The organism is Alistipes sp. An54 (assembly GCF_002159375.1).
GTDB classification, from domain to species: Bacteria; Bacteroidota; Bacteroidia; order Bacteroidales; family Rikenellaceae; genus Alistipes; species Alistipes megaguti.
On record NZ_NFIA01000007.1, the window covers coordinates 14,952 to 29,655 of the forward strand.

Sequence of the window (14,704 nt, forward strand, 5' to 3'; positions counted from 1 at the left end):
TTGTTTAATATTCCTCAAGAATTTTTATTTAACATGTCAGGTTCGGTCGCAATCGGGGGCGCATAACGGCTGTAAAAAAGACGAATAGCGAAGGTTCGCAGATTATGCACTCATTGCTTTGAATTGTTCATTTCATTTACTATTTTTACTTGACTAACCCTAATACGAACAATGGAAATCAAACCTCAGATAGGCTATGCACACACATATCTGTGTGGCCATCTCAAGACCCGGAAAAGCGCTGACGAAGTTGCGGCTTGTGATGCCCGATGGACCCGTGTGATTATGACGACGGAGGAATATCAGGCAACGAGCAATATCTATTACGAAAGTTTCGTGGACTCCCTCGTTGAGGTGAAGGGTCGAAAACAGCAGGACTTTTACAAGGGAACGGCTTACCTCAGAATGGATGTGAAGACTCCATGCACCCTCCATGATGATAGATTTGGCGAACAAGGATGGACATTCGAATTGTGTGCCCTCCATCTGTTCTTCTTTCCCTACAACATCTGCCTCTTTGCCATAGAGATCGAGGAGCAAGCCGGGAGTGACCCCGATAAACTTTCCTATGCGCACGGTCTGCTTCGTGAGACGAATGATTATGAGCAATATGATGCGAAGAGCAAATCGTGGGTTCTGAGTCTCAATGCCCCCGGGTATACCAAAGCTATTGAACCGCTTCTGCATGTCTGTGGGGTATCTGGTGGAGAGGGAGCGACTTCAGAGTCGCGTTACGCAAATCTGACCTGTACGGGGAATAAGTTGAAAGCGTTTCAGATTTTCGGAGTGAGCGAGCTTTCCGACAGTCTGCTCTACGAACTGGGCTCCACGAGTCCCGTGGGATGTGTCGACGATAGCTCTAACAGCTATTCACCCGCTCCGAGCTATTATGAGAAAATCATGGCCGAGAATACGATTTCGGTCTTCAAGAACTGGAAGGCGCTGGCTCTGCTCGACAGTCTGACGGTAATTCAATTAGGGGGTACAGAGCGTCGCATGTGGCTCTGGCGCGAAAGCTACTTCCGGCTGATTTACATCCACGCCTACTATCAGAAGACACTGCTTTTCGTTGTCAACAATCTTTTTCGCTCCGATGCCGCAAATGGCGAGTGTACGAGTATTCTGCAACAGATGAAACAGCAGGAGCATTGGTATGCATTCTCCAATATTTCGTATAATTTCTTGCCTCAAATGATTTATAAGGCAATTGATTCGAGTCTGGAGATTGCCTCCGAGCGCACTCAGCTTCATCACTATCTGGTCCAGGAAGCAGAACGACAAGAGGCGTTGAATGAGCGCCGCGTGGGCAAGCTCCTTTCCGTATTGACCGTATTGACCGTGCTCTCCGCGCTGTATGACGGCACGACACTGATCTGCGAAACGCTTGGTTTTGCAACGGGAGGTCATGCCTATCGTTGGGTGCTGACGGCTCTGTGTGGAATTGTCGTGTTGATTTTCGGATGGTGGCTATGTTCATACTATACCGCTAAAAATCAAAGAAGATCATGAAAAAGATTCTGTTCGATGAAAATGCTGTTTATCATACTCTTACCCATTTTGAGGCTTTGGACGACAAAGTTCGGGCGCAATTGCACTCAGCGGGATTCGACGATGAGTCAATTGATGCCCAACTGCGGGCCGCCGGATCGAAGTTTTTTGTGTCGTTTGCCAGGTCGCCTCAAATGGTCGTAGAGAAGTTGATCGGGATGTTTCCTCGGAGATTTGAACATGCATCGGTCGATGTGGATGGTCGTGTGAGGCTCTCGTTTGATTGCAAGGAGAATATCGGAACCCAAAAGATTATCGACGAAACGGAGTTGATGGTAGAGGAGCGGCTGACCATTCGAGAGGAGAAGCGTGGCGGATACTGTGTGCGAACAGTGCAGACAGACCGGATGATTCCAACGCGGATATGCCAACTGATTCTAACGATCAACGATGGAGATGTCGAGACCGGTTATCTCTGCTCCCTATTTCCCGGAGAGCTGGCTCCGCCACTCTTTTCTCCGGAGGGCGGACTCGATCCCTATTGGAAGACGCATCTCTTTATCCGATAGGGAGTTATTCCTTCAGAAGCTTTGCAACGTGGACACTGTTCTTATCTCTCATATCTAATATATCTGCATGTTTTATCAAATTTCCAATACAGTTTGGTATAGTGTTGTGGCATTTTGATCTCGGAGCGGCTCAATATCTTGGACACATTCTCTACACACCTTGTTGGTTAAGCACACGGATGTATGCGTAAGAGCGACGCGCAATATGCATAAACGATGATCTGGTTGTTTTTGCAGTCCGACAGCCCCCAAAACGGCTGTTACATGTATGAGGAGAAGTTGGTCGCGTCTTCCGATCCGGATATCGCAGCCGTATGATATTCGCGAGCGACATCAAGCAGCAGCCGATTGGGGCAGAAAAATCTGGAAGAATTTTACCGAAAAAAGAGCTTGAGGGACTCTTATTTTAGAGGACTCCAAGCCCCAAATGGCAAACAACAACCATAAGATGCCGTCAGAAAACAACTAAAATTATTCGATTCCTTTTCGAGGTGGAGCAAAACGGAGGACATCTGTTTGTTTCTCAAAATAAAAGGTTATCTTTGCATCGCAGTAGGAAATCGACCCCGTAAAACCCTGCAAAATGGTGTGGTTTTTCGGTGGAGCAACCGCGGGAGACAGTCCCTTTTGCCGAAATACAATTCAAAGATATACAGACACTTGATCGCATAGTTCGATTCCTGGTGGTACCACTTTGAAGAGAAGCAGAAAGTTGCAAAACCCTGATTTCGTTTGGAAATCAGGGTTTCCTCTTTTTGCCGGCAGCGCAAAAAACAGCGGTTTTCGGCACCTTTGGGTGGAGCAATCGGTGGAGATGGAAACCACCCCATTTATCTCCACCGAATTCGCGCTTTTCTCGCTGAACTGCAATATTTTGCATGACAATAAATTGAGTCGGATTTCCTACATTTGTCGAACCAGTCCTCCCGGTCTTTTCTTCCTCAAGAAGACCAGGCTGCTGAAAAACGGAGAGGCCTCCGTCTGCATGCGCATCACCGTCAACGGAACGCGTGTCGAGAACAACATCCGCAAGAGCATCGACCCGGCCCTGTGAAGTCAGGCCAAGGAGGCGGCACGCGGCAAGAGCCGCCGCGCCTGCGACCTGAACACCTATATCGAGGAGGCCCGCATCAAGTTGTATCAAATCTTTTGCGAACTGGAGCAGCAGAACCGCCCCGTCACGGCTCACCTGCTGCAGGAGCTCTTCTTCGGGCAGAAGAAGCCGGAAGAGGTCCGCACGTTATTGGGGACCATGCAGGAGCACAACGACCAGTGCCGGGCGTTGGTTGGGACTGATTATGCGCTGGTTACGGTCCGTCGCTACGGGAGTTGCCGGCGTTATCTGGCCAAGTTGATCCGCCAGCGCTACGGGAAGGAGGATCTGTCGGACGAAAAGAGAACCAGACCGGACAAACAGACGAACGACACCCCTTCCGGCATCGGCCTCAGCCGAAACGCATGCCCTAGCGAAATCCTTCGAAATACCGCATTCTGACGCCATGCCGAGGCAGCCCCGTTCCGCAAAAAAGGAGAGGGCCCTCAACCATGAGAGCCCTCTTCCGAAAAAATGAATCTAGAAATTCACTCTTGACAGAAAGTGAGTGTGTTTCATTCCGAATCAGAAGAAAAATTGTTGTCGATGAAGTCGGAATAATCCTGCATGTCCTCATTCCAACCGGTATTCTTCATCCCCTTGACCACATACTGTTCCGTCAAGCCGTCGGGATTCGTGCGGCTGTAGTTGAATTCGATGGCGTCGGCCTTGTATCCCGTCTTCGTATCTACGCCATCCTTGACCACCTTGCCGCCGGTCACCGTCACCGTATATCCATCCACGTCTACAAAGCCCATATATCCCGCCGTATAATAGCCCTGGGCAACATAAATATTATGGCAGGTGCGCGGTTGCGAGGCCTCCACGGCCGAGCCGGAGAAACTCAGGTCCGCCGGATTGCACGTCAGCTTGAACTGCAGCGCATCCAGATACCTGGGATCGCCAGTGATCCGATAGTCGCAATCGGAGATGGTCATCCACATGGCATTCGACTCGTTGTAGGTCGTATTTGTTACCAGAATGTCGAATACCGTCACGGGCGTCTGCAGATCGCTCGCCTCGTAGGCGAAGCAGATCCACTGCCCGTCGAAATCCGCCACGGCAGTCATCTCGGGCTCCTCCACCTCGTAGGTTTCGCAGGAGACAAAACCTGCGGCAAGAGCTCCGATAGCCAGCATTTTCAATATCTTTTTCATAATTCGTCGTTCTTGATTGGGTTTCGGAATCTATTTCTTGTGCCACCACATCTTGGCATTCAACGGCTCGACCTCCGGTGAGTTGGGGTTATAATCCGTTGATGTGTAGGGATAGAGGAAGCGGTAGGGATAGTCGCCCAGTACACCCTTCGAATCCGTGATTGTCGTGCCGCGCGTCGGATAGCCCGTACGGTTCAGGTCGAACCACGACTCGATAGGCATGCAGCGGACGTTGGCCGCCCACTTCTGGTTGATGATCTGCTCGACCATCGCCTCCGTTCCGGCAACCATATCGAAGGCATAATCGCCGGCGATGAAATCATCGGCTCCCGTGCAGCCACACCGTGTAAAGGCTGCCTTGATCGCCGCATCGTAGTTGTTCTTTGCCTCCGAGGCATTTCCCAGCCGGGCATAGGCCTCGGCCTTGAGGAAATAGGCCTCGTCGATCGTGGCAAAATAGACCGGATCCTGAGCTCCGAGCTGCAGCCGCGTTGCCTCGGCCGGCGTGGGCAGCGTACCGTAAGATACTCCGAGGAACTTGCCGTCGTCGGTTGTCTCGTAATAGTATGCCAGTCGCGGATCGCTCTCCGAAAGAACTCCCAGAATATCCTTGCAGCAACGGATGTTCTGATCCGTATTCAACTGGCGGCGGTCGCTCTCATAGAGAGGATTTGAACGGTCGGCCTCGTTGGCGAAGTTGTCGAACGCCGCATCCTTCGTATCGAGCAGCTTGTTCTCCGTCAGCAGCGCCTCGATCTTGGAGCGGTTGGTGTCGAAATCGCGGAGCAGCACCCGCAGGTAGAGCGTATTGGCAAACTTCATCCACTGCTCCACATCGCCGCCGAAGATCATGTCGGAGGTCGAGGAGGTGTTGGCCGATTCGTCGGCGGCAATCTTCGCGGTATCCATGGCCCGGATCTCCTCAAGCAGGCCGATGATGACCTGCTGCATCTTCTCTCCCGAGTCGAAATGGGGCGTCGTGTTGGTCTCGGCTGCAAGATACCCTTCCGTATAGGCAACCTCGTCGTAGAGGCTCGTCAGCAGGTAGAGGTTGTAGACCAGCATCGTCTTGGCTTCGAGTTCGAAGTTCGAGGCGTTCGATTCGCCGGCGCACTGCGTCAGGATCTCCTTGATCGTCGGCAGCACCCGCACGTAGAGGTAAGACCACGGGAAGGTGAAGTACGACGACTGCGTATTGAGGTTGTAGTCCATGATCGTCGTATACTGGTTGGTATTCTTGTTCTGCACCACGTACTGCGACCAGAACAACCCCACCAGCGTAAGTTCATAGCCCACCTTGTCGGCCGTTTCGAGTGCGACGGTCGGCAGCAGCGAGGTCTTGTCCGCATTGCTGACATAGTTCGGATTCTCGTTGATATCCAGCCAGTCCCGACATCCGCTCAGCGTCGTCGATACGAGCAGGAGTAATATGACTGTGATTCTTTTCATAACGATGACTTCTTAAATGGGTTAAATGGGACGTTTAGAAGATGATTTTGATGCTGCCTCCGAAGGTTCGCGTCGTCGGGGCCGAATAGTACTCGCCGAACTGCGAGGTGAGGTCGTTGCCGTAGTTGGTCATGTCCGGGTCGATGATTCCCTGATTGGGGGTCCACATCAGCAGGTTGCGGCCCACCAGCGAGACGTCGATGCCCGACAGCCACTTCACCCCGGCAAACCACTTGCGCGGAAGACGGTACGTGAGGTTCACCTCGCGCAGCTTCAGATAGGTCTTGTCGACCAGAGCGTCGCGATAACGCTCTGCGTTGGTGTTCGAGTACCAGTAGTTGCTTATGTTGTAGTATCCGGTAACGGGAATGTTGTTCTCATGATACTCCCCGTCGGAGCCCTTGTAGACCGCATCGGGAACCACGAACGAATCGCGCATGTTGTAGAGCGTCTGCTCGGCGTTGCCGTTGAAGTAGATGATGCTCTGCGTAGCCGAGTACATCTTGCCGCCGTAACGCCAGTCGAACGAGAAGCCCAGCGAGAGATCCCGCCAGCGAACCGTATTGTTGAAGCCCATCGTGAACTTCGGATCGGCGTAACCGATGATCTCGGTCTCGGTCGCCGAAAGCTCGGGATAACCCGTCGTGGCATTGACGATCGTCTTGCCGTAGTAGGGGCTCGAGGCATCCTGTACGGTCTGGGTCTTGTAGTAGGTCCACGTGCCGAGCGGTTCGCCCACGATAGCCTTCAGCTGGGCACCGGTTGTCAGGCCGTAGATCGTCGTCTCCTTGACGTCGTCCCAGAGCTCCTTCACCTCGTTCTTGTTCTTCGAGAAGGTATAGGTGAAGTTCCACTCCCAGTCCTTCGTCCGTACGGGAACGATACCCACCGTCAGCTCGACACCGCGGTTCTGGATCAGACCCACGTTGCGCACCTGCGACGTATAGCCCGATTCGGGAGCCAGCGTAGCCGAGATGATCTGGTTCTTGGTCTTCTTGTCGTAGTAAGCCACGTCGAAGTTGAGTCGGTTCTCGAACAGACGGATGTCAGCGCCGACCTCCCATTCGGTGGAGATCTCCGGCTTGAGTGCCGATGCCGGCATGATCGTCGACCGCAGCAGGCCTGAATAGCCGTTGAGCGGGAACTTCAGATCGCCGAAGCCGCCCGTGGCGCTGCCCAGCAGATAGTAGCTCGACGTGTGGTAGGGCGAGGCGTCGTTACCGGTCTGGCCATAGCCGCCGCGCAACTTGAGGAAGCTCAGCACGTCGTTGCGAATCGACGGGAAGAGGTCGGTCAGCACCACCGAAACGTTCGCGCCCCAGTAGAAGAACGAGTTGTCGTCGATAGGCAGCGTCGACGACCAGTCGTTACGTGCCGAGAGGGTCAGGTAGATGCCGTCGCGCCACCCCAGATCGGCCTGCGCATAGAGTCCGATCAGACGCCGCCGCTCGAAGTGGGAACTTGCAACGGGCGTTGCACCGCTCGTGTTGTCGAAACTCGGCCACGATTCAACAGCCAGGCCCGACAGGGTCCCCTCCACGTAGGAGGCCGTACGCTGGTTGAGATTCCAGCCTGCCGCAGCGTGCAGCGACCAGTCGCGCCCGAAACGGTAATCGGCATTCAACAGCACGTTGGCGTCGATCTGATTGTTCTTGCGGGCGATCTCCTGATAGGAACCCGGCTCGACCGAACCACCCTCGGTCTCCGTATAGGAGCCCGGCAGATACTGCCACAGGTCGTTGTAATACTTCTCGTTCGAGTTGACAAAGTCGCCGCCCAGACGTCCGATCAGCTGCAGACCCTTGGTCAGCTGCAGACCCAGCTCGATGTTGCCGTAGACGCGGTCATCCTGGTAGGTCGAATAGTTGTGGTCCAACGTCCACCACGGATTCTGCGCATAGGGCGTATAGAAGTTGTTGGCGTCGTTGTAGACGCTGTTGTAGTCCTTCAGGTCGGCATAGTCGACATCGACCGGATACTGCAGAATATTCTGATAGATGGTCGAACCGTTCATACCCTGGCCGGTCATGGCATTGCGTACGTCCTTGCGCACGTAGGAAATACCATAGTTCAGCCACGCCAGACCGCCCTTGATCTGCGTGTTGCCGCGGAACGAAATGGTGTTGCGCTTGTAGTAGTCGTTGTTGCCGGGCAGAACGCCGTTCGAATGGGTGTTGCCGTAGGAGACCATGAAGCCGCTGTTCTGCGTTCCGCCCTGTACGGTAATCGTATTGTTCATCTCGAAGCCCGTATCATAGAAGTTCTTGAGCGAGTTTTTCGCATGGGAGAAGGGCTTCATCGACATCTCGGCGCCTTCGTACCACGAGGCTCCCGGACGCCAGTAGTGCATACGGCCGTCGAGCAGGTTGCCCCACGAACCGTTCTCCGTCGGCGAGAAGTTGCCGAAATAGCCGCCGTCGTAGTCGTAGTACCAGCCCTGGCCGAACTTCGACTGCAGCTGCGGGATGCGCAGCACGGTGCTGGCCATGAACGATCCGTCGTAGGTAACCGTCACATCCTCGTTCTGACGACCGCGCTTGGTGGTGATGATGATCACGCCGTTACCGGCCCGCGAACCGTAGAGAGCCGTAGCCGAGGCACCCTTGAGGACGGTGATCGATTCGATCTCCTCGGGGTTGATATCGCCGGCCTGGTTGCCGAAGTCGATCGAGTTGTTCAGATCCTGCGTTCCCATCGTCTCATTGGAGATGGGCACGCCGTCGACCACATAGAGAGGCTGGTTGCTGCCCGAGAGCGACGAATAACCGCGTACGATGACCTTCTGCGAGGTACCCGCACCTCCCGACGAGGAGATCTGCATACCGGCGACCTTGCCGATCAGTCCCGACATGGCATCCGAAGCATGTCCCTTGGCGATTTCGTCGGACTTGATCGTCGAGGAGGCATAACCCAGCGTTCGCTCCTGGCGCGTAAGGCCCAAAGCCGTAATCACGACATTATCCAGACCGATGGCATCGTCCTGCAGGACTACATCGATCGTCGTACGATCGTTGATCGGAATCGTCTGCGACTGCATACCGATAAACGAGAACTGCAGTGTCGTTCCCTTACGCACGTCCAGGGTATACTGACCCTCGGCATTCGTACTGGTTCCGATGTGCATACCTTCCACAACAACCGTCACACCCGCTATCGGTTTCCCATCGGATGAGGTAACCGTACCGGAGACTTTCCGATTTTGAGCCGTTGCCAACAGGCTACAACTCAAAACGGCCATAAAGAGTAGTACAAGTTTTCTCATAGACCTAAATTTGAGTTAATAATTAGTATTGTCTCTTTTTAAGAGAAGAATTTGTATTGGCAAATATAGGTAAAAAAAGGTTAGAAACAACAAATCATATTACAATTTTAAACAATTCAGGCGTAAAATTCATCATCGTCCGACGAAATTAATATGTAATATGAATATTTTCAGGCAATTATACTGATGACAAATCGATTACAATCAGTAATAATATCTCTTAAAAAGAGATTGAATCATTAGTCAAGAACTCAGATTTCGAGCAAATCTATAACCAAACGATTGGCGCGGTCCACCTCCCCCGTATCCAGTGAGGCCAAATAGATGCGTGTGGTCGTTTCCGAGTCATGCCCCATGCCTTCGCTGATAACCGACAGCGGAATCTCCCGGCTCCGCGCAACACTGGCCCAGGTATGCCGGGCGCAATAGAGTGTCAGCGGAATCGGCAAATTGAGAAGATTGCCCAGCCGTTTCAGATTCCGGTTGATCAAATGTCCCCGGTTCTTGTATTGATTCCGTCCGTCCGGGAAACCGCTCCGGAAGACCGGCAGCAGATAATCCGGATGCCGCAAGGGATATTTGTCGACGATCGCCTGCATGCAGGGTTCCCAACGGATCCGCAGCAGCTGGCCGGTCTTCTGCCTGCGGTAGACCAGCACGCCGTCCTGCAGGTTCGAACGCTTCAGATAGGCCATATCCACGAAGGACATGCCCCGCAGGTAGAAGCTCAGCAGAAACAGATCCCGGGCATAATCCAGGTGGGGATCCGACCGCAGATCCAACATCCGCAGACGCCGCAGGGATTCCAGCGTAATGGCCCGTTTGACGGTCTTGTCGACCCCCGTATAGACATGCCGGAAGGGATAGCGCTGCGGAGTGAGGTTCTTCTCCACGGCCCGGTTGTAGACCGCCCGCAGAATCCGCATGTAGAAAGACGAGGTGTTCCGGCTCACTCCCGAACGCCGCAGATCGGCCTCGTAGGCCTCGATCAGATCGTCGTCGATGGCTGCAAGTGGAATATCCTGTTGATGGCGGAAACGGGCGAAACTCCGCAGCGCCGCCGTATAGGTTTCACTCGTGCGCATACGGTTCAGTTCCCGGAGTTGAAGAATCAGCCGCTGCATGAAGTCGAACAGCATGTCGGACTGCGGCGAACCGAGTGCGGCCGACAACGGTTCCCTTCCACAGCCGGTCACGTCTTGTCCGAACGTGGACAACATGCGCTGGAACCGTTCCAGATCGGACCGGATCTGCCGCTGCACGTCGGCCAGGTACTCCCGTCGTTCGGAATCGGCGGCGGATTCGATGCGGCAGCATCCCCTTCCGGCATCCCACTCGGACGGGAAAAGCCGGAATCCGGTTCGCATCCGCTCGATACGTCCGTCGTGAACAACCTGATAAAATAGATGCCCCATCCGGCCTGCTACGGTCGAGGCCCGGAATTTCACTTTTACTGTTGCCATAACATAACTGGATATAATAGGTTTGAAAAACCCCGAAGATAAGACTTTCATCCCACTCCCGGCCCCTTCCGAGGATGCGGCCCTGCAGTCCCGGCATGCAACAATACCCCGGGCCGGGGCCGAAACCGTACGGATTTTGAGAATGCCCGCAAAAACAACGAGTTGTTTTGCGTTTTTTTTCGTACCTTTGCGGCAAAAATTTAACATACCCTTTTATGGCAATTACTGAAATTGTTCCCGGCATTCACTATGTCGGCGTCAACGACCGCACGACAACCCGTTTCGAGGGTCTCTGGTCGCTCCCGCAAGGGGTTTCCTACAACGCATATCTGGTCGTGGGCGAGAAGATCGCCCTGATCGACACCGTCGAGGAGGCATTCGGCAGCCGTCTCGAAGCCAACATCCGCGAAGTGATCGGCGACCGCCGGATCGACTACCTGGTCATCAACCACATGGAACCCGACCACTCGTCGTCGATCGCCACCCTGCGCCGCATCTACCCCGACCTGCAGCTCGTCGCTAATGCCAAGGCCCTGCAGATGGTCGAGGGATACTACGGCGTGAAGGGAAACGCCATCGAGGTCAAGGAGGGCTCGACACTCGATCTGGGCGATGGCAAGAGCCTTTCGTTCCACATGATCCCGATGGTCCACTGGCCCGAGACGATGGTCACGTGGTGTGCCGAAGAGCAGACCCTCTTCTCGGGGGATGCCATGGGTACGTTCGGAGCCCTCGACGGCGGAATCACCGACTCGCAGGTCGACGCCGAGCGCTATTGGGACGAGATGCGCCGCTATTACGCCTGCATCGTCGGCAAATACGGAGCTCCGGTGCAGAAGGCCCTGCAGAAACTCGCGACGCTGCCCGTGCGGACGATCTGCCCGACCCACGGTCCCGTCTGGCAGCAGCACATCGGCCGCGTGCTGGATCTCTACGACCGCATGAGCCGCTACGAGGGTGAGCCGGGCGTGGTGATCGCCTACGCCTCGATGTACGGCAACACCGAACAACTGGCCGAGCGCATCGCCCGGGAACTGGTGGCCGCAGGCGTCCGCAACATCCGCCTCTACAACCTCTCGTATGCCGATCCGTCGGTCGTGCTGCGTGACGTCTTCCGCTTCGACACGCTGCTCGTCGGCGGCCCGACCTACAACGGCGGACTCTTCCCGCCCGTGGGCGAACTGCTCGACAAACTGGCCGCACGCTGCATCCCGCAGCGCCGCTTCGGCTGGTTCGGGTCGTTCAACTGGGCCGGAGCCTCGGTACGTCTGCTGGGTGAATTCGCCCAGAAGATGAAGTGGGAGACACTGTGCGACCCCGTCGAGATGCGGCAGGGCTTCGGCGAGAAGATGTTCGACGCCTGCCACGCACTGGCCTGCAACGTCGCCGAAAAACTCCGCAACAAGGCCTGAGGATGAAAATCGCCATCGTCGGAACGGGATACGTCGGACTGGTGTCGGGGGCCTGCTTTGCGGAGATGGGCCTCGACATCACCTGCGTGGACACCGACCGCGGAAAGATCGAAGCGCTTCGCAGCGGACAGATCCCGATCTACGAACCGGGGCTGGAGGAGCTGGTGCGCCGCAACACCGCAGCCGGACGGCTCCACTTCACGACCGATCTGGCGGAGTGTCTCGACCGCGTCGAGGTGGTCTTCTCGGCGGTCGGAACCCCGCCGGGAGCCGACGGCAGCGCCGATCTGAGCCAGGTGATGAGCGTCGCACGCACCTTCGGACAGCACATCAACCGCTACACGCTGCTCGTCACGAAGAGCACCGTTCCCGTAGGCACGGCCGACCGCATCCGCACGATCATCCGCGAAGAGCTGGACCGACGCGGCTGCCAGGTGCCCTTCGACGTCGCCTCGAACCCCGAATTTCTGAAGGAGGGGGCCGCCATCAAGGATTTCATGTCACCCGACCGCGTGGTGGTGGGGGTCGACAGCCAGCGGGCCCGCGACCTGATGGCCCGTCTCTACCGACCCTTCCTGATCAACAACTTCCGCGTGCTGTTCATGGACATCGCCTCGGCCGAGATGACCAAATACGCCGCCAACGCCATGCTGGCCACCCGCATCTCGTTCATGAACGAGATCGCCAACCTCTGTGACCGCGTGGGGGCCGATGTCGGGATGGTCCGCAAGGGGATCGGCTCCGACACCCGGATCGGCAACAAATTTCTCTATCCGGGATGCGGCTACGGCGGTTCGTGCTTCCCGAAGGATGTCAAGGCACTGGCCGCCACGGCCCGCCAACACGGCTACACGATGCAGGTCATCGAAGCGGTCGAACGGGTCAACGAGGCGCAGAAGAGCGTTGTCTTCGAGAAGCTGCACGCCGCGCTGGGCGATCTGCACGGATGTCGCGTGGCCATCTGGGGGGTCGCCTTCAAGCCCGAGACGGACGATATCCGCGAAGCCCCGGCCACGGAGGTCATCACGCGTCTGGTCGGCGCCGGTGCCGAGGTGCGGATCTGCGATCCGGTGGCCGTGACGGAGTTCCTCCGCCGGCGGAGCGATCTGGAGGTGCTCCCGGCCCGGACGATGTACGAAGCAGCCATGGGGGCCGATGCCGTGGCGCTGCTCACCGAGTGGAAGGAGTTCCGCATGCCCGACTGGGGCCGCCTGCGCGAGATGATGCGCGGCGATGTGGTGGTCGACGGACGCAACATCTACGACAGGGAGGAGGTCCGGGCCGCCGGATTCCGCTACTTCGGTATCGGCAAATAGCCCGACAGAGAGAGCTTTCCCCCACCCTGGAAGGAGGATTTCGGAGACGACGTGTTCCGGAATCCTCCTTCTTGTTCCGAAATGCGACAAAACCGGGCAACAAACGACTACTCGCACCGGGAAAATCCAGTGTACTTTTGCAACGAAAATTTGTACGGAATGAACAACAACAGCAAACTCTTTCTGCTCGTTCTGCTGGGTATGCTTACGGCGTTCGGCCCCTTTGTGACGGACATGTACCTGCCGACGCTCCCCGCCATGACGGGCTATTTCCACACCTCGTCGTCGCTCGTGCAGATGGGCCTGACGACCAGCATGATCGGCCTGGCCGTCGGACAGCTGCTCTTCGGCCCGCTGAGCGACAAGTACGGACGCCGCCGCCCGCTGCTGGCGGCCATGGGGCTCTTCATTGCCGCCACGCTGCTCTGCCTGTTCGCCACCGACATCAGTCAGTTCATCGCCCTGCGTCTGCTGCAGGGCGTGGCCGGAGCCGGCGGCATCGTCATCTCACGCTCGGTAGCCACGGACCGCTTCGCCGGCCAGGATCTGGCCCGCATGCTGGCCCTGATCGGTGCCGTGAACGGCGTGGCCCCGGTCGTGGCCCCGATCGTCGGCGGTACGCTCAGCGACTCGATCGGCTGGCGGGGCATCTTCTGCATCCTGCTCGCGCTGGGTGTCGTCCTTCTTGCCGGCAGCTATCGCCTGCGCGAATCGCTGCCGCTGGAGCGCCGCAGCCGGGTCGGCTGGGGCGATCTGCTGCACGGCTTCGCCACCGTCCTCCGCAACCGCCGCTACCGCGCCTACACGCTCCAGCTCGGATTCGCACAGGGCGTCCTCTTCGCCTACATCGCCTCGTCACCCTTCATCGTCCAGCAGCACTACGGCTTCTCGGCCTTCGAATTCAGTATCTGCTTCGCCATCAACGCCATCTCGATCGGTACGGCTGCTGCCCTCTCGGTGAAGTTCCGCTCGCCCGAACGCTGTACGCGCACGGGCTGCCGGGGCATGATCCTCTTCGCCGCAGCCGAAGCCGTTGCGCTGGCAACGGGTTGCGGATTCTGGACCTACGAGATGCTGCTCTTTGCACTGCTCTTCACCATGGGCCTCACCTTCACCTCCTCGACGGCACTGGCCATGGAGGCCGCCCGCGAACAGGCCGGAACAGGTTCGGCTCTGCTGGGAGCCGTCTGCTTCGCCTTCGGAGGTGTGGTCTCGCCGCTTGTCGGCATGGGCGACACGCTCCTCTCGACGGGTACGGTCTTCGTGGTCTGCGCCCTCTGCTCGTGGCTCTGCATCCGCTTCGGAGTGCGCCACTCGTCCCGCCCCGCCGTGGCCTGACCCTCCGGAGGAGGAAGCGGAAAGCAGACCCGGTGCCCGTCCGATACGGCCCTACACCCATCCGATATGGCCCTACACCCGTCCGATGCCGCCCGGTACCCGCCTCTGATACGGACCGACTCCCGCTCTTCCACAGCCACCTTCCCCCACCCATACA

General features: G+C 56.6%; 9 protein-coding genes and 1 pseudogene. 6 read left to right on the forward strand and 4 right to left on the reverse strand.

The features are described 5' to 3' along the window. The first annotated feature begins 171 nt into the window (after positions 1–171). The 3 genes and pseudogenes from B5G09_RS07985 to B5G09_RS07995 form a co-directional block, all read left to right on the forward strand. Positions 172–1,509 (forward strand): hypothetical protein, encoded by a 1,338-nt coding sequence (locus tag B5G09_RS07985; RefSeq protein ID WP_087404777.1) that lies wholly within the window; start codon positions 172–174, stop codon positions 1,507–1,509. Further along, the gene (locus B5G09_RS07990) at positions 1,506–2,057 is read left to right on the forward strand and encodes a hypothetical protein (protein WP_087404778.1); all 552 of its coding nucleotides are present in this window, start codon (positions 1,506–1,508) and stop codon (positions 2,055–2,057) included. Before B5G09_RS07985 ends, B5G09_RS07990 begins: the two co-directional genes overlap by 4 nt. 907 nt (positions 2,058–2,964) lie before the next feature. Beyond that, a pseudogene (locus B5G09_RS07995) lies at positions 2,965–3,441 on the forward strand (Arm DNA-binding domain-containing protein); the annotation flags it as partial. 224 nt (positions 3,442–3,665) lie between these two features. Here the strand turns inward: B5G09_RS07995 and B5G09_RS08000 are convergent. The 4 genes from B5G09_RS08000 to B5G09_RS08015 form a co-directional block, all read right to left on the reverse strand. Then, positions 3,666–4,307, reverse strand: coding sequence for a lipid-binding protein (locus B5G09_RS08000; protein WP_087404779.1), 642 nt, complete (start codon positions 4,305–4,307; stop codon positions 3,666–3,668). Positions 4,308–4,337: 30 nt separating this feature from the next. Then, complete coding sequence (locus B5G09_RS08005; RefSeq protein ID WP_087404780.1) at positions 4,338–5,756, reverse strand: SusD/RagB family nutrient-binding outer membrane lipoprotein; 1,419 nt, start codon at positions 5,754–5,756, stop codon at positions 4,338–4,340. 34 nt (positions 5,757–5,790) lie between these two features. Beyond that, positions 5,791–9,018: a SusC/RagA family TonB-linked outer membrane protein gene (locus B5G09_RS08010; RefSeq protein WP_087404781.1), complete on the reverse strand. Its 3,228-nt coding sequence runs from the start codon at positions 9,016–9,018 to the stop codon at positions 5,791–5,793. Between the two features lie 251 nt (positions 9,019–9,269). Then, positions 9,270–10,481 carry a site-specific integrase gene (locus B5G09_RS08015; protein WP_087404782.1) on the reverse strand — a complete coding sequence of 404 codons (1,212 nt, stop codon included), beginning with the start codon at positions 10,479–10,481 and terminating at the stop codon, positions 9,270–9,272. A 215-nt stretch (positions 10,482–10,696) separates the two neighbouring features. On the opposite strand from B5G09_RS08015, the gene B5G09_RS08020 reads away from it, so the two are divergent. The 3 genes from B5G09_RS08020 to B5G09_RS08030 all read left to right on the forward strand — a co-directional run bounded on the left by B5G09_RS08020 (position 10,697) and on the right by B5G09_RS08030 (position 14,547). Further along, positions 10,697–11,893: an FprA family A-type flavoprotein gene (locus tag B5G09_RS08020; RefSeq protein WP_087404783.1), complete on the forward strand. Its 1,197-nt coding sequence runs from the start codon at positions 10,697–10,699 to the stop codon at positions 11,891–11,893. A 2-nt stretch (positions 11,894–11,895) separates the two neighbouring features. Continuing rightward, a complete protein-coding gene (locus tag B5G09_RS08025) occupies positions 11,896–13,209 on the forward strand; it encodes a UDP-glucose/GDP-mannose dehydrogenase family protein (RefSeq protein ID WP_087404784.1) in 1,314 nt (437 codons plus the stop codon). A 159-nt stretch (positions 13,210–13,368) separates the two neighbouring features. Continuing rightward, complete coding sequence (locus B5G09_RS08030) at positions 13,369–14,547, forward strand: multidrug effflux MFS transporter (protein ID WP_087404785.1); 1,179 nt, start codon at positions 13,369–13,371, stop codon at positions 14,545–14,547. Positions 14,548–14,704 lie beyond the last annotated feature (157 nt).